Raw genomic sequence first — 18,343 nt, 5'->3', positions numbered from 1 at the left:
GTCTACTCATTTGAGGCCCCCACCCAATTTTGATTTCTTTGCCCGCAAAAATATTACCCCGGGGACCAGCATCACCAGGTATGCAATGGAACCTGCAATTGCTGCACCCACTGCTCCGAAAGGGGACAACACCACCATTCCACCCACGCTGAAAACAACCGCCGTGAGGGTGGCATAGGCCCGCATCCTCGCGTGTCCCGTCTTGACCAGGATTCCGTTGACAAGGAAGCCCAGGCCCTTGGCCCAGCCACCCAAAGCGAGGATCAGTGCAGGCAGAACGGCTCCGCGGAACTCCTCGCCAAAAACCAAGGGAATGACGGCCCAGAGGCTGCCGGCGCAAACCACTACTCCAACGGTCATCACCAGTGCGCACCATTTGATGACACCGGTAAACTCTCCGGCCTTTCGTAATCCGTGCCCCCCAGCCATGGCTGCGTCCCTGAAGGGCTTGGCCGCGACGGTGAAGAGCTCAGCAACCAGCATGCCGATCGCGTAGTAGCCCAGTTGCTCCGCACCGATCAGGGGTCGAAGGACAATGGGGTCCAGATTGACCAGGAGTACGCCGCCGAGGCCGCCCAGCACTGCCCAGTTCAGCGTCCTCAGCGGCCTCAAAGTCACCTTGCGCATGACCCGCGTTGTTGGGATGCCCACCTCGCGTGGAACCCGGAAGGAAACGGAGAGAAGGTACAGGTAACCCAGAGCCTGCGGTACCACCAAGGTCAAAACCGCCGTTTGCGGATTCAGGAATCCTGTGGCGAAGAACCCAGCGGTCAAGCTCAGTCTGGACATCGCCGTAATCCACTTTTCCACCGAGATGGCAAGGATCATGTTGCGGTTCAGTGCATCTCCGCGTTGAACCAAGGCTGCGGCGAACATGACAGCCCCCAGGCCCAGGAGCACGCTCGAATCGGGGTGCAAGTAGCCGGCCTGCACAAAGATGTAACCCGCTGCCGCCGCGAGAAGGAAAGCGACGGCAAGCACTGCCATCCACGCCCCGAACCGAAACCTCCGAAGCCAGTAGTTTCCGTAGACAGCGAGTGAGTCCGAGGTTCCGAGTCCCAGGATTGAAGCGGCCACCACAATAATGGATTGGCTGGTGGAGAAATCGCCTTGTCCTGCGGGACCCAGGGCACGTGTCAGCAGCGGGGCCACCAGCAACGAACTCAAAGGCACGAGCACTGAACCCAGGGCATTCAGTGCATGGTGGCTGCGCCTGACGGGCAGGTCTACAGCAACCATGGTGGTGGAGTGCTGACGAAATCAGGCTTGGCAGTCGCGCCGCGAATGGTCATTGCGGCCTTGACTCCCAGTTCGGCAACCAAGTGAGCGTCGGGGTTGTCTTCCCAAGCCACCACGGCGTCATCTGCTCCGTACCAATGGAACTGTCCCGAGAACTTGTCCACGTAGTCCAGCCCGACGCACGGGACACCCTGGCTGAGCGCGGCGACGCCGGCGTGCATGCGTGCAGTAACCACAACGTCGGCCAGGGCCAGCATGCCTTTCGCTTCCTGCGCATGACGGGGCACGGCCAACATCACGTCCTCGGCGGACGTACCACCCACCAGTTGCTCTGACATGGCTATGTCTCCGGGTTCGTCGCGAACATCATGCGGGAGGACCACCACAGCGAACCCTGCGTCCAGCAAAGCAATCATGTAGGACTGGAATCTGCGCGCCACTTCCTTGTACCCGGTACCGTTGAACGCCGCCAAGTGGGCGTTCGGAACAAGGACAGCAACAGGCCTGTCACGTCCCGCAACCCAGGACTGCAGCGCATCGATTGCAGGGCTCTTGCCCGGCTTCATATAAGCCGCCACATCAGGGTGAACTCCTACATCGCGTTGCAGGGCTTCTGCGGCACGCCGTTGGGAGTTCTTGTCGCGGGCGGTCAGCCGTACCCGCCTGTCCAGGCGTCGCAAAGACGTCAGTGCGTCCGGGCTGGGATTTCGGCGGAAGCTGAAGTTGGCCAATTCCGCACGCCGGCCCTGCGCAACCGAGACGTTCAGCAGGCTGACCCGTTGGGAGATGGACCGGATACCGTAGGCGCCGTCTATGGAGTCGGCCCCCAGGACTACAACCCGTTCTGCCCGAGTGAGGAGTCGCAGCTTACGGGCATCCATGTGCATCCGGCCAAGGGCAATGACCCTGTCAATCGACCGTATGCCGGCCACTCCCATCGCAGTCCAGGGTTCCACTGGTCCGGGAGTGTACAACTGGGGCGTGCCTGAAGACGCGATGATGCTGTCCCGGCTCCCCAGGATCATCCCTTCATCGCCGAATGAGCCGTAACTGGCCGGCGAAAGTACCGCGGTGACACCGGGTTTTGTTTGTGCCGGCCTTTGAAATCCCAGCATTCTCCGCTGGCCGTTGACCAGCGTCGGCGCCGCATATCCGGCAACCAGGCGGTTGAGATTACCCACAGGTCCATCCCCATTTCTTCATGCGCATTATCCTGCGGGCTTTGGTCATCGCGAGCCGCCGATCGCAGCATTCAGGCCGTCGCTGCCCCATTTGTTGAACGGATACAGGAACCAGCCGACGGTCCCCACCACGTCCGAACGCGACGCCGTTTTGGCACAGTCGCTGCCCGCAGAGGCGCTCCGGCATGCTGCAACGGAGTCGTCAGAGTTGGAACGGTGGTCACCCAAGAACAGGTACTGGTCATCACCCAGCCGGATCGGCCCAAAGCAGCGGGGTGAGGACACCGCCGTCGTGCAGTCGAGGCTTCCCACATCGAAAGGGAGGTCCTCGAAGACGTAGGGCTCAGCGATCGCTTGGCCGTTGACCATGACCTGGCCGCTGGCGCCGCAGCATTCCACTGTGTCCCCGGGCAAGCCCACCAGGCGCTTCACCAGGTATTCAGTGTTGCCAGGCCCGATGCCCGTCACCTCGCCGAACCAGCCGACGACGGTCCGAGCGAATCCGTGCTGGGGCGGCGGTCCCCACGTGGCCGGCTTCCGGAACACCACTACATCCCCGCGTTGCGGTTCAGCGAACGCGTAGGCGGTCCTGTTCACCAGGACGCGGTCGCCCACGCTGAGGGTCTGTTCCATGGAGCCGGAAGGGACGCTGTAAACCTTCAGGAAGAATCCCTGGACCAAGGAAACCAAGATCAGCGCCAGGACAGCATGGAACCAAGGTGACCGAAGGAATCGTCGACGGCGGGTGGCGGCCGTCGCGGGTGCGCCGCTCATGCGTGTGGTTCCGGAAGGCGGAGCACAAGCCCGGCATCAGCGAACGCAGCAAGGACATCGACGACGGCGGCGTCCAGGCTCTGTTCCGGCGGCGCGCCGAACTCCCGTTGCACTTCCCCCAGGATGGCCTCAAAATCAAGACCGTCGCTCAGGGTCCGCCACACCAAGGGACCAACGCCGTCAAGGACGTGCACCACGCGGTTCGCATCAAGGACAGCAGTTTGGCCGTCAGCCTCCACGGCGTCCAACACAAGGGAAGGCACAAAGGATTCGTCCGCGAACGGGCTCCGTACACCGGCGTTGACCGCCGGCATCACCGCAGCCCACGGGCCGGGTTCCACTCTTGAGAGAAGTTCGGGGACCAGGGGCAGGACTTGCGAAGCTTCACGGTACGTCACCTGCTGGATCGCCCCGCTTCGGTCCACGTGCCGGGCTATGGTCTGCAGGGGCTTGTCCATGTCGGCCAAGTAGCTGGCCTCCGGGACGATCGCGGCCAAGGCCCCGCAGAGTCCTAGGGTGACAATACGCGGTGGGCCAGCGAAATCTTCATCGCGGTCAACCACCACAAGGCCGCCCAGGCGGAGCGGCACGCCCGGCAATTCCCGAAGTCCCAGTGCCGACGGCGCCAACTGTTCCTTGAAATCCTTGCCTGATCGCAGAACGGACAAGGGCTTGCGGTAAGGGTGGACGGCGCCGTCCGAATCGATGCCCACGGTCTCATCCGTGACGTAGCCGTAGTCAGAGCCCAGAGTGCGTGCCAAGGTGGTTTTGCCCTTGCCGGAAGGCCCAATGAACGCCAGCACTTCCCCTGATGCGTCCGCGATACCGGCTGCGTGCAGCATCAGCAGGCGGCCCCGCTTGGATTCGATGGCCGCGAGGGTGGCGTAGGTGGACAACTCCGCTATGGATCCGGGAGTTCCGGCGGCGTCGGGAAACCGCCACACCAGTTCGGCTACGGGATTTACGACGGCGGCACCCGCCTCGTTTCTGTGCGGCGAGGCATCCCGCCAGGGTTCCTCGAATTCCCGGAAACGTTGTTCGTCAAAAGCATGTTCGGCAAAATCCAGGCGAATCCTGACATGGCCACCCAAGGCATCTACCGTAAAGTCACCGGTCCGCATTTATCCCACCCAAAAAATCATCAGCCCGAGGTGCAAGCTAAGCATCCTTGCATATTCCTGCGCAGAAAGAATCAACCTCCGCGATCAGGACGCACGAAAACGCGTCAGCCAATTTGCTGACGCGTTTTCGATTCTAAAGTTTCCTCAAAGAAACCTTAGAGAAGACCCGCACCCACCGGCACGGAAATCGTTCCGCTGGCGGTAAGCGTCCTGGTACTGAACTGCACAGTGATGGTTACCGGGAAGGTGGCCAAAAGGCTAATGGCAACGCCGGTGCTGATACCTGCAAGACCGAACACGATGGGAATATCCAACGTGCCGTTGCTCGCCACGTTGATGGCCTGCGTGGTGGTAAAGGTTGTGGTCGGCATCCCGTACTGGCCGATGATCGGGGCAGTCTGGTAGCTCGTGGTGCGCTGGCCGGCAGTGCTGTTGACACCGTTGTAGGAGTAGACGCCGAAACCGCGGGCACGTCCAACCGGAATGTTGATACCGGCAGGGCGGGCAACCGTCACCGTGATCGTTGCAGTTTCGTTGATGGCTCCGGGGCCATTGGTCAGCGTGAGCTGGGTGGGAACCGTGGTCAGCGCCTGCGCGGTGAGGGTGCCACCACCATCCAGCAGGTTGAGGGTCAGCAGACCGGTCTGCGTGCCGGTCACGGCGAGGGCCGCGTTGTTCACGGAGGCAACAGCGGCAGGCGCTGCAACAGCTGCCGCGATGACCGGAACGGACCAAGCTGCGCCCTTGACCACTGCACGGCGTGTGTGCGGCTTGGAGACCGTAAGTTCGTCGCTCATAGTTCTTCTTTCAGCTAGGGATGAAAACCATCGGTTGGAATCCAGCACATGCCGAGTTCCCCCATCTGGGATAGAGACTACCCACGGTTTTTTGGCCCAAATGAACAGATTCGGCGTTTGCGCGCAGATTGTCGCTGTATGGTTCAAGGTCTGCACGAAACGTCCGTCACGCCCGGCATTTCGCCACTTTCAGGCCCTGGCTAGTCTCTTCCCCGACGGTCGCGCAGGTCTGAGGGACCACAGCCGTACAGTTCGTCGAGCGTCCGCCGGAGGGCCGCCGTCGTTCCGAAGCCGGTCTGCTCGGCGATCTGTTGGACGCTGAGAACGTCATACCGCGTGTCGGTGAGCAGGGTGCGGGCGAGCCTGCCCCGTTGCCTCCGGATCTCGGCAGCAATGGAGTTCCCCACCTCGGCAAAAGCGGCCTGCACCCGTCGCAACGAAGACTGCACGGCCCTGGCCACAGCGTCCGGATTCAGCTCCCTGTCCGCACAGCGTTGAGCGATGACGGCCATGGCCTGGTCCCTCAGCACCGACGTCACTGACGTGGAATTCCAACTGACCCCGCAGTGGTCCAGGAGCAGGCTTCCCGTCAGTTCCAACAGGATCTGTTCGGTTGCATAGGACTCGATGGCAGAACCTTCGCGGGATGGCTGCTCCAGGATGGCACCAATGAAAGCCTCGGCCGCTGCATCCAGCCTGGACTTCACCTGGGTTACAGTCACGCTGTCCAAGGCCTGCGGCACAAATGTTTCAGCCGCAGCCCGTTGGATGGAGATCCGTTTGACCTCGCCCTCCCCCACGAAGGGCGACGCCAACTCCTGCCCGCCAGGCACTATGACCACCGTTCCTTCAGCCGGAATCAACGTGCCCGCGCCCGGATCGCGGACAGCCCCGGAAGCGACGAAATAGATATTCACGTTGTCCGGCGAAGCATTTGGATCAAGCAGCTCCAAATCACCGGAAATGGACCCAAGGGAAACAGCACCGAATATGCACTCGTGGTGGCCCCTTGACGGTGCACTACCGAGACCACTATCGGCTGCTTCACGTTCGAGAAAGTCAGTATCCTGCATTGTCATAAATCCCCCATCCCACCCAGTGGTGAGTCGCCCCTATAGAACTGCACGTTACGATATCCGTGGCGCAGTTCAAGAACCGCGTTCTTTATTGTGTCGAGGGCACACAACATCAGGGGGACATTTTTCATGGAGCTGACGGACTATTGGAAGGTCCTCCGGGCGCATTGGATTTCAGTCATTGCCATCACGGTTTTGGGTGGAATAGTTGCCTTTGGCTGGACCCTGACCCAGACGAAGGTCTATAGTGCCGACGCCAGTGGCATCATTTCCGTTGGTGTGAACAAGGACCTTGGAACGGCCATGGCCGGTGAGACCTACTCCAAGTCCAGGGCGAAGTCCTACATGGATGTCGCCAAGTCCCGTTCCGTGGCAGAAACAGTCATCCAGGACCTTCGGCTCCAAGGCACCACTCCTGAGCAACTGATCGCACGGGTTTCCGTCCAAAACCCCCAGGACACGGCAACGTTGAAGTTCAGCGCCCAGGCAAGCACTCCCGAGTCTGCACGCGACCTCGCCGAGGCATGGGTCCGGGCGGTCGGCAAGCAAGTTGACGAGCTGGAAAAGGGCGGCGCCAACAGCACCGACACATCGATTGTCAGCTTCCGTTCCCTCGATGCTGCACAGTTGCCAACATCACCGACGTCCCCGAACACCCGGCTTGCTTTGGTCATCGGCTTGGTAGCGGGGCTGGTGGTTGCCATCGCGTACGCCCTGCTGCGTAATATTTTCGACCGCCGCGTCCGCTCGGCCGTACGCCTGGAATCCGAAACCGGCGTTGCAGTGATCGGCACGGTCCCCTTCCACAAGAACTTCGATGGTTCCAACCGCATCGTGCTGTCCCAGGGCGGCAACGACCTGGAGAACAAGAACCACCAGGACTACGCCGTGGCCGAAGCCATCCGAGAACTGCGAACCAACCTGCAGTTCATGGACGTGGACAATCCCCCGCGCATTATCGTGGTCACCTCCGCACTCCCCGGCGAAGGAAAGACCACCGTCATCGCCAACCTTGCCCAGACCATCGCGGCTTCAGGCCAGCGCGTTGTAGTGGTGGACGGCGACCTCCGCCGGCCCAAGCTGGCCAAAACCTTCGGGCTCCTCACCAACGTCGGCCTGACCGACGTACTCATAGGACGCGCAACGCTCAACGACGTCCTGCAGCCGTGGGGCGAAAGCGGCGACTTGTTCGTCCTCGGCGCCGGCTCCGTCCCGCCCAACCCCAGCGAGCTGCTCGGGTCCAATGTCATGCACACGCTGCTGGAGGACATCGCCAAGCACGCCATCGTCCTGGTGGACGCCCCACCCCTCCTGCCGGTCACGGACGCAGCGATCCTCACGGCCCGCACTGATGGCGCCATTGTGGTCAGCCGGGCGGGCAAGACCACTTACGACCAGCTCAAAAGGGCGCTGCAGAACCTGGATCGGGTCAAAGGACGCCCCCTGGGCCTCATCATCAACGGCGTCTCCCGGAAGTCCTCAAAGGGCGAAGACTACGGCTACCAGTACTACACGTACTACAACCGCAAAGAAGCAGGCAGCGACTCCCCCAATGCCACCCACGTTCCGACCTCCGAGTCACAGCCGGTGGCTCCAACGGATCACGTTCCCCTCGAAGGCCAGCGCCGCGGCCGCCGTCGCGAAAGCACCCCCGCACTGTGATGCCGTCCAACGCCGGCAGCCAATCGCCGTCGTCAATCCTGACGGTCTGCACCGGCAACATTTGCCGGTCACCGCTCGCGGAACAGTTGATCCGTGCCCGGCTGGCCAAGGCCGGAATCGGGAACTTCTCCGTGGCCAGCGCTGGCCTGCACGCAGCGGTCGGCGCCCCCATGGAGCCCTTGCCCGCTGACCTGTCCAGGGAGTACGGCGGCAACCCCGACGGCTCGGTGGGCGAACAGATCACGGACGAATCCGTAGCGGCAGCCAACCTGGTGCTGACCATGACCCGGAAGCAGCGTGACGAACTTGTCAAAAGGTTCCCCGGCGCAGCCCAGCGGACCTTCACCATGGCCGAATTCGTGAGGGCGGCGCAGACGCTTCCTGTCACCATGAGCCAGCCCGCGGCGCCCAGTTGGGCGGCCGTGACCGGCAGCGGTGCCGATTCCGCCGTCGCGCGTTTGGTGCGGCGAACCGCGGCCGTCCGGTCAGCCGCCGTGCTGGTCGTCGCCGACGATATCCCGGACCCCATCAACGCCACCGAGGCAGTGCACCGCGAGGTGGGCCACCGCATCGCAGGGTACTGCGACGACGTTGTGGCGATCCTGGGCAAGCACCTCTAGGCGCTCCGGCGCAGCCACCAGCCCGCTGCAGCAGCGCCGATCACTGCGCCGGCCGTGTTGGCGATGACGTCCGACAACGCCGTCACCCGCCCCGGAACCAACAGCTGCGTGAGCTCGATGAACGTGGACGTCGCGGCTCCCAGCAGCAGGATGCGCCACCAGTTCCAACGCCTTGGCCAGAGGAGCCGGACCAGTCCTCCGAACGGGACGAACATGACGATGTTGGAGACGAACTCGACGACGACAGCCGCTTCCTTGAGGGGCAGTCCCACCGCGGCAAGCCAACCGGCGATGATCCCGACGAAACCCGTGACCGTACTGGCTTCCTTCGACGGCAGGAAGACCACGAGGGCCAAAGCCACCAGGTAGGCGGCGAAGGCTGCCTGCAGCCACCTCTGCGCGCGGCGGGTGGCGGAGTCCTCGGCGGTGGTCATTCGACCAGCCTAATGGGCCGGCCGACGGGAGGTAGTGCTTGACAAGCATGTAACGCCGGCCTCTTGGCTTCGCTCGGTCCAATATTGTCTGCGAATGGATTTATCCTTGTGGGATGGGAATTGGGGACCACAAGACGCTCGATCAGGGCCTCTTACACCACGAAAAATGCGATGACTGCCGTGAGACCCGGCCTGCCCTCAAGACGTACATCGATAGCGAAGACCCTCTTGTTTCCGTGGAGCGTTACATCCAGTGTGGATCGTTCGTCTGGGACTTCAGCGTCGGCCTGCTGGCGGCTCATCACGTAACCAAGACCATGGAAAGCGTGGTCCGGGCCTGCTCGGCGCATGCTGGACAATGAAGAACAGGCTCATCAGGCGTCAGTTGATTCTTACAGGCGAGTGATTGGAGACGCAGTCGAGTGGAGAGAAGCATGGCGAGCAAGGAAATACTGAAGAGTCGCGCACACATCGCGGCCCGGTTTTCTGCCCTGATGCGCACCCCTAAGTTTTACGACGCCGCCAGCGAAGTCATGCCTGTTGACTCCCAAGGTGAGTACTCCGTGGTTGTCGCCGACCCCTCCGAGTCCGCAGTCGTCACCATTCATCGCATGGAGCAACTGCACGAACAGGCGCTCACGCTGGTGACCATCCTGGAGGACCGGGTCAACGTAACGTCCTTTCGAGTCAACCGAAAGTCTCCACCATCCGCGATTCCCGCTGAAGGAAAGACCCAAGACACTGTTGACGTCACCGGTGGCATGACAGTTGAGGAATGGCTCTTGGCAATTGATGTCTTCGGGCAAGGCAAGCCATTCACGGTGTCCGGAAGTGAGTTCGCATCCGAGCTGATGTCGATGAGTATGAGTGCCTCGTAGACTCCGTCGGGGCTCTCCGATCCGCGGCGAGTCACTTCACAGGACCATCGAACGTGGCACTCGTGCTCCCCTGCGGCACCACCACGTGGACGGCGTTCCGCTGCACACTGAAGTCCGTGGGCGTTTCGGTGGCGATCTCGCCGTCGAGGTTCACTGACAACGGCGGCTCGGTGACCAGCCGGACGTTTCGGGTTTCCAGGTGGTACACGCGATCGTGCTCAATGAAGCTTCCATCCTTCAGCAGGCGCGCGATCTTGACGTGCTCCCGGAGTGGCGCCGCGAGGATGGCGTAGATGTCCAGGGTGTGGTCGTCGATTCCGGCCATGGGCGAGACGGTGTTCCCGCCTCCGTAGTGCCGGCCGTTTCCCACGGCCACCTGAAGCAAGTCCTCAAGCTCCAGGGTTTGGTGGTCCCCATCCGGGAACTCCAGTCGCGCCCGGAATGGCTGGTGGCGGGCGTACGCCTGAACAGTGGCGACACCATAGGCGAGAGGGCCGATGTGCTTCTTCAAGCGTGGGCTCAGGGCCTCGGTAACACCCACCGAGAGGCCCACTGAGGCGACGTTGAGGAACGGCTTGCCGTTGGCCCTGCCCAGGTCGATGTCCACCACCTTGCCTTCGGCCACCACGGCGCACGCCTCGGCGAGGCCGCTGGGAATCTCGAGCGTCCGGGCAAGGTCGTTCGCCGTGCCGAGCGGAAGGACACCGAGGGCGATCTCCGTGCCGGCCAAGAGCCCCGCCGCGAAGCTGACCGTGCCATCCCCGCCACCGACCACCACAAGGTCGTGCTGCTCCGCGATCACCCGTTCAAGTGCTGCCCCCAGCTCCGCGCCGGAGGTCACCGCGTGCACCGAGGAAAGCGGCAAGCCTGCCTGCCGCATCGCAGCGACGGCGGCGTCAGTGGCAGCGGCGCCACGACGTGACGCCGCATTGATCACCAAGGCAGCAGAGCGTACGTCACGGGCAGAAGTCATGTGGTCCATGGTAGGTGGCCCCACCTGGGAGAACCCTGCGTACTGGCTGGACGACCTACTGCCTGGCCCAGGTACCGCAGCCGTGGGTGGTGAACCTCTGCCCCTTGCTCAGTTTCACCACAGGGTATCCACTGGTGACGGCGCCCATGGTGCCGTCACTTCCTCCGCCGGGCCTGGTAATCCGCCAGTAGCACCCATCCGTGACTTCGTTGACCGTCTTGTACTCGCCTGGCGCTACGTCTTCTCCTACCAGCCACACGCCCTCCACAATGGTGCCCGCAGCGGCGGGTGCGGCAACCGGCGTCGAGCCCTTCCACGTTTCAACACCAGCGGCGATGCCGCCCAGGACCAGCGACACTGCACCGGCTATGGCGACAGCGGCTGCGGCTCTCCTGCCGGGGAGCCCGGCCCAGGAAGCCCTCTTGAACACGAGCGCGTAGAGTCCGGTGATCGCCGCCGCCACGCCAAGCAAAACCAGGATGGCCTCGCCGCTGCCCAGCACTGCGCCGACCAAAGCAACAATGGCCAGGAGTGAGCCCGTAAACCAGAATGATGGGCCAAACGCCCCGCGCGCTCTCGAAGGGTAAGGCGCCGGTGCGGGCACAGGGCCGGGGCCTGGGCCGGGCACAGCGTACGACGGCGGTACAGGCGCCGGATACGCCTGGTAGGGAAAGGGCTGCTGCGGCTGGTAGTACTGCGGCATCGGCGGCGGGTACGACGGCGGCGCGAAACCTTGGGCCTGGAGCGGCGGCGCTCCCACGGGTTGCGTTGGTTGCCGTCCGTAGACCGAATCGCTCGTCTCGTTGGTCATTGAACCCCCATGAATATCCCGGACGCGACTCCGCGCCGTCGCAACAGTAACACCGCCGCCGATGTCAGCTATCCTCTATCTCAGCCACGTCCAGTTGGCACTCTCTGGTTTGGAACAAACACCCAACAGGTGCTGAACCTCAAACGTTCCTTGGGGGAACCATGATGTCATCCGCCTCCACCGCCCGTGGGCGTAAGCGCTTTAAGCTCCTCGGCGTGGGTCTGGCCGCTGTGGGGGCACTGTTGCTGTCCTCCTGCGTTGCCCTCCCTTTGCCGGGAATGCCGAAGGCAACACCCACCTCACCGGCCCCAACCAAGGCGCCTGATGCGCGGAACACGGAAACCACGACGGCGGCCTGGGAGCTTCCGCTCGAACCTCTCGGGCAGCCTGTGGTTTCTGATGGCGTCGCACTGGTTTACGCCAAGGTTTCCGGTGGAGTGGAGGCGCACGCCATCGCTGTTTCCACTGGCAAGGAGCTCTGGAAACAACCCGTGCATCCCGGTATCGGGGCACCTGCCATCCCTCTGGAACCTGCCCTCACCAAAACCGAGGCAGGACAAACCGCAGCGATTTTTCTCCAAGCTGCAACTCCCCCTGCTGATAACGGCGGCACCTCCTGGTGGACAACTCCAGTGGCCGTGGACCTGAAGACGGGCAAGGAGCTTTTCCGTGGTCGGGCAGAACTGGTTACCACACCCCCGTTTGCCTGCGATGACCACGTGGATTTGTGCTTTATCTCCTTGGATGATGCGTCGCTGTCAGTGGAGCATTGGATCGATCTCACATCGGGCGAGGACCTCTCCGGTCCTGACATCAATCCACTTACGGGCAACTTCCGTCCAGTGGGCAAGGGGTTGTACTCGGTGGTGACAGGCGCAACCGAATCGCTGGCCCGCGTTTCCTACGGCGAAGTCTTGTGGCAACTGGACGTTGAGAAAATCTTCGGAAAAGGTGCCACCACGGATCTGGGCTGGTACTTCACCTACTCGGAAAAGTTGGACCTCTATGTTGGTTCCCTGGGCTACAACCCCACGGACAAAGATGCAGCCAAACTCTGGGAGACCACTCTTAGCATCGACCTACGCGATGCCTTCAAGACTGTCGGGTTCCGTGCATCCAGCGGCCGTGTCCTCTGGAGTTCGCCCGGATCGCATGTCATGTGTGCCAGGTCCATGGGAACGGCGGCCACCAAGTTCGAAGGAGGCGACGCGTTCCCTATTCGTTGCGAGTACACAGAAGGGTTCGTGGACTACCCCTCCGGCAATTACCGCGGCTCCCGCGGCAAGGTAGTTGGCTACGACCCCCAAACAGGTGATTCAAAGTGGGAGTCGAAACCTGTGGACGTTAACTGGTACAGCCACGGCATGCTTCCATCGGTAAACCGCGGCGACCAGGTAATGGCAGGCACTTTCTGGGATTCGAACCTTATAGACACCCGCACGGGAAAATTCCGAAGCAAGACTACGTTCGAGGACGTCTTTGTCTGCCTGAAGGAAACTGACTTCGACGTGCCTCCGAACGCGCCCTATAAGAGCGCCACCGCCGCGGGCGGCTTTACCGCTTTCCCCTGCACGAAGGGCGGAACCGCCGTCCCATCATTCACTTACGGCGCCCTCACCGACGTCGACACCACTGACAACGGGATCGCCGTCATTTCCCTGGAGGGCAAAGTGGCCGGCTACAAGCTCCTGAAGGAATTCACCTAGGCCCCAGCGGGCTATCCCTTGAAAATCGGGGCCCGCTTCTCCTGGAACGCCCGGAAACCCTCGGCGTAGTCGTCGGTCTTGCACAGGCGTGCTTGCTCGGTATTCTCCTCGGCCATGGACTCCCACAGTCCCAGCCGCTGGTCGCGGATGTGTGCCACGAGTTCCTTGGAAGCAACGAACGCCTGGGTAGCTCCGGAAGCTACCCGTGAAACGATCGCGCGGGTCTCCGAAAGCAAGGATTCAGCCGGCATCGCCCGGCTGAACAGCCCCTGCGCCACGGCTTCCGAACCCGAGATGAGGTCCGCCGTGTAGATCAGGTCCAGCGTGCGGTGCATGCCCAGGCGCTCGGTGAAGTACCAGTGCCCACCGGAATCGAGCGTGGCCCCGAGCTTGGCAAAGGGAGAACCGAACTTGGCGTTCTCCGCCACGTACACCACGTCGGTAGCCAACAGAAGTCCGAGGCCAACACCCAGGCAGGCACCGTGTGCAGCGGCAAACGTGGGGGCAGGGAAGGACGCCATCTTCTTCAGCAACGGTTCAACCAGTCCCCCCAGGTACGCCTGGGCATCGTCCGTTTCGGGCGTGACTCCGGCAATGTCGCGGCCGGCGCAGAACGCACGCCCTTCTCCACGAAGGAGCAGCGCCCGCACGTCACCGCGGGAGGCGGCGGCAGCAGCGTCGTCGTACGCCTTGCCCAACTCAACCAGTGCGTCCTCGTTGAGCGAGTTCAGCTTTTCCGGGGCATTGAGGACAATTTCGGCAATGCCGTTTTCAAGGGAGAGCTCGATCATGGGGACTCCTTAGACGTCGAAGTCGACGGTCACTTCTTCGCTGGTGGGGTGGGCCTGGCAGGTGAGGACGTAGCCCTTGTCCAGCTCGTCCTGTTCCAGGGCGTAGTTCTCATCCATGGTCACGGTGCCGGTGACCAGCTTGGCACGGCAGGTGCCACACACGCCGCCGGCACACGCGAAAGGCACGTCCGGACGGACACGCAGCGCGGCGTTGAGGATCGATTCGCGGGCGTGCGTCGGGCTCGCGACGTCGCCGGTGAGGCCGTCCAGTTTGAACGTGATCTTGAACGTTTCCTGCGATTCGTCCTCCACCACGGGACGGCCGGCGTGGCCCTCGGGACGGTCCGGGCGGCCGGTGGTAAACAACTCGAACCGCACGTGCTCCGGCTCCACGCCGCGGGAAGCCAAGGTGTCGCGGCACAGCTGGACCAGCTCGAACGGACCGCACAGGAACCATTCGTCCACGTCCTCCGCGTGAATGGCGGAAGAGAGCAGCGACTGCAGTTTCTCCGCGTCAATGCGGCCGGTCATGAGCGGGGCAATCCGCTGCTCACGGGACAACACATGGTGCAGGGCCAGGCGCGACGGGTACTTGTCCTTCAGGTCCGCGAGCTCCTCCAGGAACATCACGTCCATGGCGGCCTTGTTGGCGTAGATCAGGTCGAAGCGGGTCTCCGGGTTAGCGGCAAGCAGCGTCCGGGCGATCGCGATAACCGGGGTAATGCCGGATCCAGCAGCAATGGCCACGAAGCTCCCGGCGTCACCGGCAAGCTCCTCAGGGTGGTTCATGGAGTTCATCACGTTGTGCTGCACGGCCGCACCATCCTTGCCGTGCCGGGAGATGAACGCACCCTGCGGGCTCATGACATCCAGCACGTCACCGGCCTTCAGCTCGGCATTGGCCCACGTGGAGAAGATGCCGCCCAGGTCCTTCTTGATGGCCACCCGGATCTCGCTGCTGCCGTCCTCAAAGCTGCGCGGCTCTGCGCAGATCGAGTAGCTGCGGCGGACCTCGTGCGGCTCACCGTTCTCATCCGGCAGCGTGGTGCGCAGGGCAACGTACTGGCCCGGAAGGTAGTCGTACTGGCCGGCCAGCTCCGCGGGCACACCGAACGTGACCTCGATGGCATCGTCCGTGAGGCGCCGGACTTCCGCGACGGTCAGGTTGTGGAAAGACGCACGACGGCGGCTGGCCGTCTGGGTTTCGGTGGTCATGGAATTCCTTAGAGGACTTTGAAGTAGTCGAACGGTTCCTTGCAGTCCTGGCAGACGAACAGCGCCTTGCAGGACGTGGAACCAAAACGGGTGAGCTCCTTGGTGTTCAGCGACGAACACTGCGGGCATTTCACGGCGAGGCTCAACCGGACGGGGCCGGAGTGGCCACCAGCAGCGGCACGGCCCGAAGGCGGAGCGATGCCGTACTCCTCCAGCTTGGCCTTGCCGGCTTCTGTCATCCAGTCCGTGGTCCACGCCGGCGAGAGCACCAGGTTCACGTGCACGCTCGCATACCCGGCGTTGCGGAAAGCGGTCCGCAGGTCATCGCCGATCGCGTCCATCGCCGGGCAACCCGAGTAGGTGGGCGTGATGGTGACCTCGACGGCGGGACGTGCGGTCCCGCCGTCGTGCTTGCCTTCAGCGTGAGGTGCTTCGGTGACCCGTACGCCGCGCAGGATCCCCAGATCCTCGATGGTGAGCACGGGGATTTCCGGGTCGCAGACCGTGGACGCGATATCCCAGGCCCGCTGCTCTTCAGTCCTTGCGAGGGTTGCCACGCTGGTCACCAGCTCGCGCCGGGGTGTTCACGGGCCAGGACCTGCATTTCGGCCAGGACGTAGCCCAAGTGTTCTGAGTGCTTGCCGCGACGTCCGCCGCCCAGGGACTGCGGTGTGCCGGGAACCTCGAGCCCGGCTTCGGCCATGATTTCGCCGGTGAGCCGATCGAAGGCCTCGCGCAGGCTGGACGGCTGCACCGTTACCCCGGCCTCGGCGAGGCGGGTGGTGAGTTCGTCGTCCTCGAAAAGTTCGTCCACGTACGGCCACACGAGCTTGAAGCCCTGGATCATGCGTGCACGGGACTCGTTCGTACCGCCGGCCAGGCGCAGCACCCACTGGGCACTGTGGTCGCGGTGGTAATCCACTTCCTTCACGGCCTTCGCCGCGATGGCTGCGATGGTGGGATCCGTGGACGCCATGAGCGCGGTGTACAGCTCGAACTGGTAGAAGCTCACAATGAACTGCCGCGCAATGGTCACAGCGAAGTCGCCGTTGGGCTGCTCGAACAGGTGCGCCGAACGGAACTCGTGCTCGCGGCGGAAGTAGGCGAGGTCGTCCTCGGACTTGTCCCAGGCTGCACCGGCGTAGGTAAGGAAGGAGCGGGCATGCCCCAACTGGTCCAGCGCGATGTTGCCAAGGGCAATGTCTTCCTCGAGCTCAGGGGCACGGGAAATCCAGTGGCCCAGCCGCTGGGCGAGGATCAGTCCGTCGTCGCCGATCCGCAGGGCGAACTCGGCAACGTCTTCGCTGGGCTTCACCTCGCCGCGGCGGATTTCAAGGGCGATGTCCTCGGGGCGCAGCGCGTTGCCCGGCGTGATGCGGGTGGCGCTGGCCGAGCCGTCACCGGAGGCACCGGCGCCGTGCACGCCCACGGAAATGTCGCCGTGGCCGTCGATCGCGAAGTCAGTGTTCGTTTCGTGGGAAGTCACAGGTGCTTCACGCCTTCGCTCTTGGTGTAATACGTCGCGTGGCGGTAATCCTTGCCCTGGGGCGACTCGAAGAACGCACCCTTGGAGTCCGGATCACTGGAAGCGATGGCCTCGGCCGGGACAACCCAGATGGACACGCCTTCGTTGCGGCGGGTGTACAGGTCACGGGCGTTCCGGAGGGCCATGGCCGCATCCGGGGCGTGCAAGGAGCCGGCGTGGACGTGGGACAAGCCACGGCTGGAGCGGACAAAGACCTCCCACAGGGACCACGGTGTTTCGTGCGCCGCGCCGGAGGTGGCCGGTGCCGCCGTCGTGCTTGTTGCAACCTTGGGCGCCTCGCTGGCGACTTCGCCGGCGGCGCTGGCCGGTGCTTCGGGGTTTCCGTGAGGAGCCATTATGCTGCGTTCACTTTCTCTGCTTGCTTGCGGGCGTAGGCTGCGGCGGCTTCCCGAACCCAGGCACCGTCTTCGTGTGCTTCACGGCGGCGCTCGATGCGCTGCGAGTTGCAGGGACCGCGGCCGGCCAGGACTTCCTTGAACTCGTTCCAGTCCAGGGGTCCGTGCTCCCACTTCTTGGTCTCTTCGTTGAAGCGGACGTCCTTGTCCGGGAGGGTCAGGCCCAGGACCTTCACCTGCTCCACCATCATGCCGACGAACCGGCTGCGCAGTTCGTCGTTGCTGAACCGCTTGATGTTCCACGCCATGGACTGCTTGGAGTTGGGTGAATCGTCATCCGGCGGGCCGAACATCATGAGCGACGGCGCGTACCAGCGGTTCACGGCGTCCTGGGCCATCTGCTTCTGCGCAGGCGTGCCGTTGGACAGTTCCAGCAGGATCTCGAAGCCCTGCCGCTGATGGAAGGACTCTTCCTTGCAGATGCGCACCATTGCGCGGCCGTAAGGACCGTACGAGGCACGGCACAAGGGCACCTGGTTGCAGATGGCCGCGCCATCAACGAGCCAGCCGATGGCCCCCATGTCCGCCCAGGAAATGGTGGGGTAGTTGAAGATGGACGAGTACCGGGCCTTGCCGGCGATGAGGTCCTCCATCATCTGGTCCCGGGACTGCCCCAGTGTCTCTGCGGCGGAGTACAAGTACAGGCCGTGGCCCGCCTCGTCCTGGACCTTTGCCATGAGGATGGACTTGCGCTTCAGGCTCGGTGCCCTGGTGATCCAGTTGGCTTCCGGCTGCATGCCGATGATTTCCGAGTGCGCGTGCTGCGAGATCTGGCGCAGCAAAGTCTTGCGGTAAGCCGCCGGCATCCAGTCGCGCGGCTCGATGCGCGAGTCTTCCGAGATGATGCGATCAAAGTACGCCTGACCGGCTGCCTCCCGCTCCTGTTCCTCCGGGGACAGCTCAGCGGGCACAGACTGCAGATTCTGCGATGCCATGGTTGCTCCTAATAAATTACCGACCGTTCGTTCAGAATATGCGGAGCGGGTGATTACAGTCAACCTTTTGGCTTCGATTCAGCGCGGGCAGGACATTCTGCTGGATCATTCCCGGCACGCCGCGGGCCGGGCCCGCCATTCCGGGCCTGCGAGGTTCGCCCTGCGGAATGATGCAGCAAAATCTCGAGC

Annotated in this window: 20 protein-coding genes; 5 read left to right on the top strand and 15 right to left on the bottom strand. The window is 63.0% G+C overall.

From position 1 onward, the window contains the following. Positions 1 to 6: 6 nt before the first annotated feature. The 6 genes from ACIPY3_RS00180 to ACIPY3_RS00155 all read right to left on the bottom strand — a co-directional run bounded on the left by ACIPY3_RS00180 (position 7) and on the right by ACIPY3_RS00155 (position 6,029). Positions 7 to 1,239 (bottom strand): lipopolysaccharide biosynthesis protein, encoded by a 1,233-nt coding sequence (locus ACIPY3_RS00180; RefSeq protein WP_400328578.1) that lies wholly within the window; start codon positions 1,237 to 1,239, stop codon positions 7 to 9. Beyond that, positions 1,227 to 2,420: a polysaccharide pyruvyl transferase family protein gene (locus tag ACIPY3_RS00175; protein WP_400328575.1), complete on the bottom strand. Its 1,194-nt coding sequence runs from the start codon at positions 2,418 to 2,420 to the stop codon at positions 1,227 to 1,229. Before ACIPY3_RS00175 ends, ACIPY3_RS00180 begins: the two co-directional genes overlap by 13 nt. Before the next feature lie 45 nt (positions 2,421 to 2,465). Continuing rightward, a complete protein-coding gene (gene lepB, locus ACIPY3_RS00170) occupies positions 2,466 to 3,194 on the bottom strand; it encodes a signal peptidase I (RefSeq protein ID WP_400328572.1) in 729 nt (242 codons plus the stop codon). Continuing rightward, positions 3,191 to 4,315, bottom strand: coding sequence for a PqqD family peptide modification chaperone (locus ACIPY3_RS00165; protein WP_400328569.1), 1,125 nt, complete (start codon positions 4,313 to 4,315; stop codon positions 3,191 to 3,193). Before ACIPY3_RS00165 ends, lepB begins: the two co-directional genes overlap by 4 nt. 155 nt (positions 4,316 to 4,470) lie before the next feature. Continuing rightward, complete coding sequence (locus tag ACIPY3_RS00160; protein WP_400328567.1) at positions 4,471 to 5,112, bottom strand: hypothetical protein; 642 nt, start codon at positions 5,110 to 5,112, stop codon at positions 4,471 to 4,473. Between the two features lie 200 nt (positions 5,113 to 5,312). Continuing rightward, the gene (locus ACIPY3_RS00155; protein WP_400328564.1) at positions 5,313 to 6,029 is read right to left on the bottom strand and encodes a helix-turn-helix domain-containing protein; all 717 of its coding nucleotides are present in this window, start codon (positions 6,027 to 6,029) and stop codon (positions 5,313 to 5,315) included. Positions 6,030 to 6,317: 288 nt separating this feature from the next. Here ACIPY3_RS00155 and ACIPY3_RS00150 point away from each other — a divergent pair, with 288 nt between their 5' ends. Together ACIPY3_RS00150 and ACIPY3_RS00145 are read left to right on the top strand one after the other, a co-directional pair. After that, positions 6,318 to 7,850 carry a polysaccharide biosynthesis tyrosine autokinase gene (locus ACIPY3_RS00150; RefSeq protein ID WP_400328562.1) on the top strand — a complete coding sequence of 511 codons (1,533 nt, stop codon included), beginning with the start codon at positions 6,318 to 6,320 and terminating at the stop codon, positions 7,848 to 7,850. Beyond that, positions 7,850 to 8,470: a low molecular weight phosphatase family protein gene (locus tag ACIPY3_RS00145; RefSeq protein WP_400330563.1), complete on the top strand. Its 621-nt coding sequence runs from the start codon at positions 7,850 to 7,852 to the stop codon at positions 8,468 to 8,470. Before ACIPY3_RS00150 ends, ACIPY3_RS00145 begins: the two co-directional genes overlap by 1 nt. On the opposite strand, the gene ACIPY3_RS00140 is transcribed toward ACIPY3_RS00145, so the two are convergent. Further along, on the bottom strand, positions 8,467 to 8,904 hold the full coding sequence (locus ACIPY3_RS00140) for a VanZ family protein (RefSeq protein WP_400328559.1): 438 nt from the start codon (positions 8,902 to 8,904) through the stop codon (positions 8,467 to 8,469). The two genes, ACIPY3_RS00145 and ACIPY3_RS00140, sit on opposite strands and share 4 nt — an antisense overlap. A 113-nt stretch (positions 8,905 to 9,017) precedes the next feature. Between ACIPY3_RS00140 and ACIPY3_RS00135 the strand changes: the two genes are divergently transcribed. Both ACIPY3_RS00135 and ACIPY3_RS00130 read left to right on the top strand, forming a co-directional pair. Continuing rightward, positions 9,018 to 9,266, top strand: coding sequence for a hypothetical protein (locus ACIPY3_RS00135; protein ID WP_400328556.1), 249 nt, complete (start codon positions 9,018 to 9,020; stop codon positions 9,264 to 9,266). Between the two features lie 72 nt (positions 9,267 to 9,338). Further along, the gene (locus tag ACIPY3_RS00130; RefSeq protein ID WP_400328553.1) at positions 9,339 to 9,782 is read left to right on the top strand and encodes a hypothetical protein; all 444 of its coding nucleotides are present in this window, start codon (positions 9,339 to 9,341) and stop codon (positions 9,780 to 9,782) included. A 31-nt stretch (positions 9,783 to 9,813) separates the two neighbouring features. Here ACIPY3_RS00130 and ACIPY3_RS00125 read toward each other — a convergent pair whose 3' ends face one another. Together ACIPY3_RS00125 and ACIPY3_RS00120 are read right to left on the bottom strand one after the other, a co-directional pair. Beyond that, positions 9,814 to 10,755, bottom strand: a complete 942-nt coding sequence (locus ACIPY3_RS00125; RefSeq protein ID WP_400328550.1) for a lipid kinase — start codon at positions 10,753 to 10,755, stop codon at positions 9,814 to 9,816. 55 nt (positions 10,756 to 10,810) lie between these two features. Beyond that, positions 10,811 to 11,566, bottom strand: a complete 756-nt coding sequence (locus tag ACIPY3_RS00120; RefSeq protein WP_400328547.1) for a hypothetical protein — start codon at positions 11,564 to 11,566, stop codon at positions 10,811 to 10,813. Between the two features lie 161 nt (positions 11,567 to 11,727). On the opposite strand from ACIPY3_RS00120, the gene ACIPY3_RS00115 reads away from it, so the two are divergent. After that, positions 11,728 to 13,272 (top strand): hypothetical protein, encoded by a 1,545-nt coding sequence (locus ACIPY3_RS00115; RefSeq protein WP_400328544.1) that lies wholly within the window; start codon positions 11,728 to 11,730, stop codon positions 13,270 to 13,272. 11 nt (positions 13,273 to 13,283) lie between these two features. Here the strand turns inward: ACIPY3_RS00115 and ACIPY3_RS00110 are convergent, their stop codons facing one another. Genes ACIPY3_RS00110 through paaA form a run of 6 tightly spaced genes read right to left on the bottom strand, consistent with a single transcriptional unit; the run spans position 13,284 to position 18,154 of the window. Beyond that, positions 13,284 to 14,063: an enoyl-CoA hydratase/isomerase family protein gene (locus tag ACIPY3_RS00110; RefSeq protein ID WP_400328542.1), complete on the bottom strand. Its 780-nt coding sequence runs from the start codon at positions 14,061 to 14,063 to the stop codon at positions 13,284 to 13,286. Between the two features lie 9 nt (positions 14,064 to 14,072). Beyond that, positions 14,073 to 15,278 (bottom strand): 1,2-phenylacetyl-CoA epoxidase subunit PaaE, encoded by a 1,206-nt coding sequence (gene paaE, locus ACIPY3_RS00105; protein WP_400328539.1) that lies wholly within the window; start codon positions 15,276 to 15,278, stop codon positions 14,073 to 14,075. 8 nt (positions 15,279 to 15,286) lie between these two features. Then, complete coding sequence (gene paaD / locus ACIPY3_RS00100) at positions 15,287 to 15,844, bottom strand: 1,2-phenylacetyl-CoA epoxidase subunit PaaD (RefSeq protein WP_400328536.1); 558 nt, start codon at positions 15,842 to 15,844, stop codon at positions 15,287 to 15,289. Next, positions 15,841 to 16,764: a 1,2-phenylacetyl-CoA epoxidase subunit PaaC gene (gene paaC / locus ACIPY3_RS00095; protein ID WP_400328533.1), complete on the bottom strand. Its 924-nt coding sequence runs from the start codon at positions 16,762 to 16,764 to the stop codon at positions 15,841 to 15,843. The genes paaD and paaC overlap by 4 nt, the downstream gene beginning before the upstream one ends. Continuing rightward, positions 16,761 to 17,159 carry a 1,2-phenylacetyl-CoA epoxidase subunit PaaB gene (gene paaB / locus ACIPY3_RS00090; protein ID WP_400328530.1) on the bottom strand — a complete coding sequence of 133 codons (399 nt, stop codon included), beginning with the start codon at positions 17,157 to 17,159 and terminating at the stop codon, positions 16,761 to 16,763. Before paaB ends, paaC begins: the two co-directional genes overlap by 4 nt. Beyond that, complete coding sequence (paaA, locus tag ACIPY3_RS00085; protein WP_400328527.1) at positions 17,159 to 18,154, bottom strand: 1,2-phenylacetyl-CoA epoxidase subunit PaaA; 996 nt, start codon at positions 18,152 to 18,154, stop codon at positions 17,159 to 17,161. The genes paaB and paaA overlap by 1 nt, the downstream gene beginning before the upstream one ends. Between the last annotated feature and the right edge of the window lie 189 nt (positions 18,155 to 18,343).

Origin of the sequence: Paenarthrobacter sp. NPDC089714 (assembly GCF_044748905.1) — a bacterium.
In the GTDB taxonomy this organism is placed as follows: Bacteria; Actinomycetota; Actinomycetes; order Actinomycetales; family Micrococcaceae; genus Arthrobacter.
Note: the sequence above shows the minus strand (reverse complement) of the source record. Positions and strands in the feature narration are given on the sequence as shown.

Coding starts and splice junctions, on each gene's coding strand:
- ACIPY3_RS00165 (WP_400328569.1), bottom strand. CDS start 4,315: ATGCGGACCGGTGACTTTACGGTAGATGCCTTGGGTGGCCATGTCAGG.
- ACIPY3_RS00125 (WP_400328550.1), bottom strand. CDS start 10,755: ATGACTTCTGCCCGTGACGTACGCTCTGCTGCCTTGGTGATCAATGCG.
- paaE (WP_400328539.1), bottom strand. CDS start 15,278: ATGACCACCGAAACCCAGACGGCCAGCCGCCGTCGTGCGTCTTTCCAC.
- ACIPY3_RS00120 (WP_400328547.1), bottom strand. CDS start 11,566: ATGACCAACGAGACGAGCGATTCGGTCTACGGACGGCAACCAACGCAA.
- ACIPY3_RS00135 (WP_400328556.1), top strand. CDS start 9,018: ATGGGAATTGGGGACCACAAGACGCTCGATCAGGGCCTCTTACACCAC.
- paaB (WP_400328530.1), bottom strand. CDS start 17,159: ATGGCTCCTCACGGAAACCCCGAAGCACCGGCCAGCGCCGCCGGCGAA.
- ACIPY3_RS00160 (WP_400328567.1), bottom strand. CDS start 5,112: ATGAGCGACGAACTTACGGTCTCCAAGCCGCACACACGCCGTGCAGTG.
- ACIPY3_RS00110 (WP_400328542.1), bottom strand. CDS start 14,063: ATGATCGAGCTCTCCCTTGAAAACGGCATTGCCGAAATTGTCCTCAAT.
- ACIPY3_RS00130 (WP_400328553.1), top strand. CDS start 9,339: ATGGCGAGCAAGGAAATACTGAAGAGTCGCGCACACATCGCGGCCCGG.
- ACIPY3_RS00145 (WP_400330563.1), top strand. CDS start 7,850: ATGCCGTCCAACGCCGGCAGCCAATCGCCGTCGTCAATCCTGACGGTC.
- ACIPY3_RS00140 (WP_400328559.1), bottom strand. CDS start 8,904: ATGACCACCGCCGAGGACTCCGCCACCCGCCGCGCGCAGAGGTGGCTG.
- ACIPY3_RS00150 (WP_400328562.1), top strand. CDS start 6,318: ATGGAGCTGACGGACTATTGGAAGGTCCTCCGGGCGCATTGGATTTCA.
- ACIPY3_RS00180 (WP_400328578.1), bottom strand. CDS start 1,239: ATGGTTGCTGTAGACCTGCCCGTCAGGCGCAGCCACCATGCACTGAAT.
- paaA (WP_400328527.1), bottom strand. CDS start 18,154: ATGGCATCGCAGAATCTGCAGTCTGTGCCCGCTGAGCTGTCCCCGGAG.
- lepB (WP_400328572.1), bottom strand. CDS start 3,194: ATGAGCGGCGCACCCGCGACGGCCGCCACCCGCCGTCGACGATTCCTT.
- ACIPY3_RS00115 (WP_400328544.1), top strand. CDS start 11,728: ATGATGTCATCCGCCTCCACCGCCCGTGGGCGTAAGCGCTTTAAGCTC.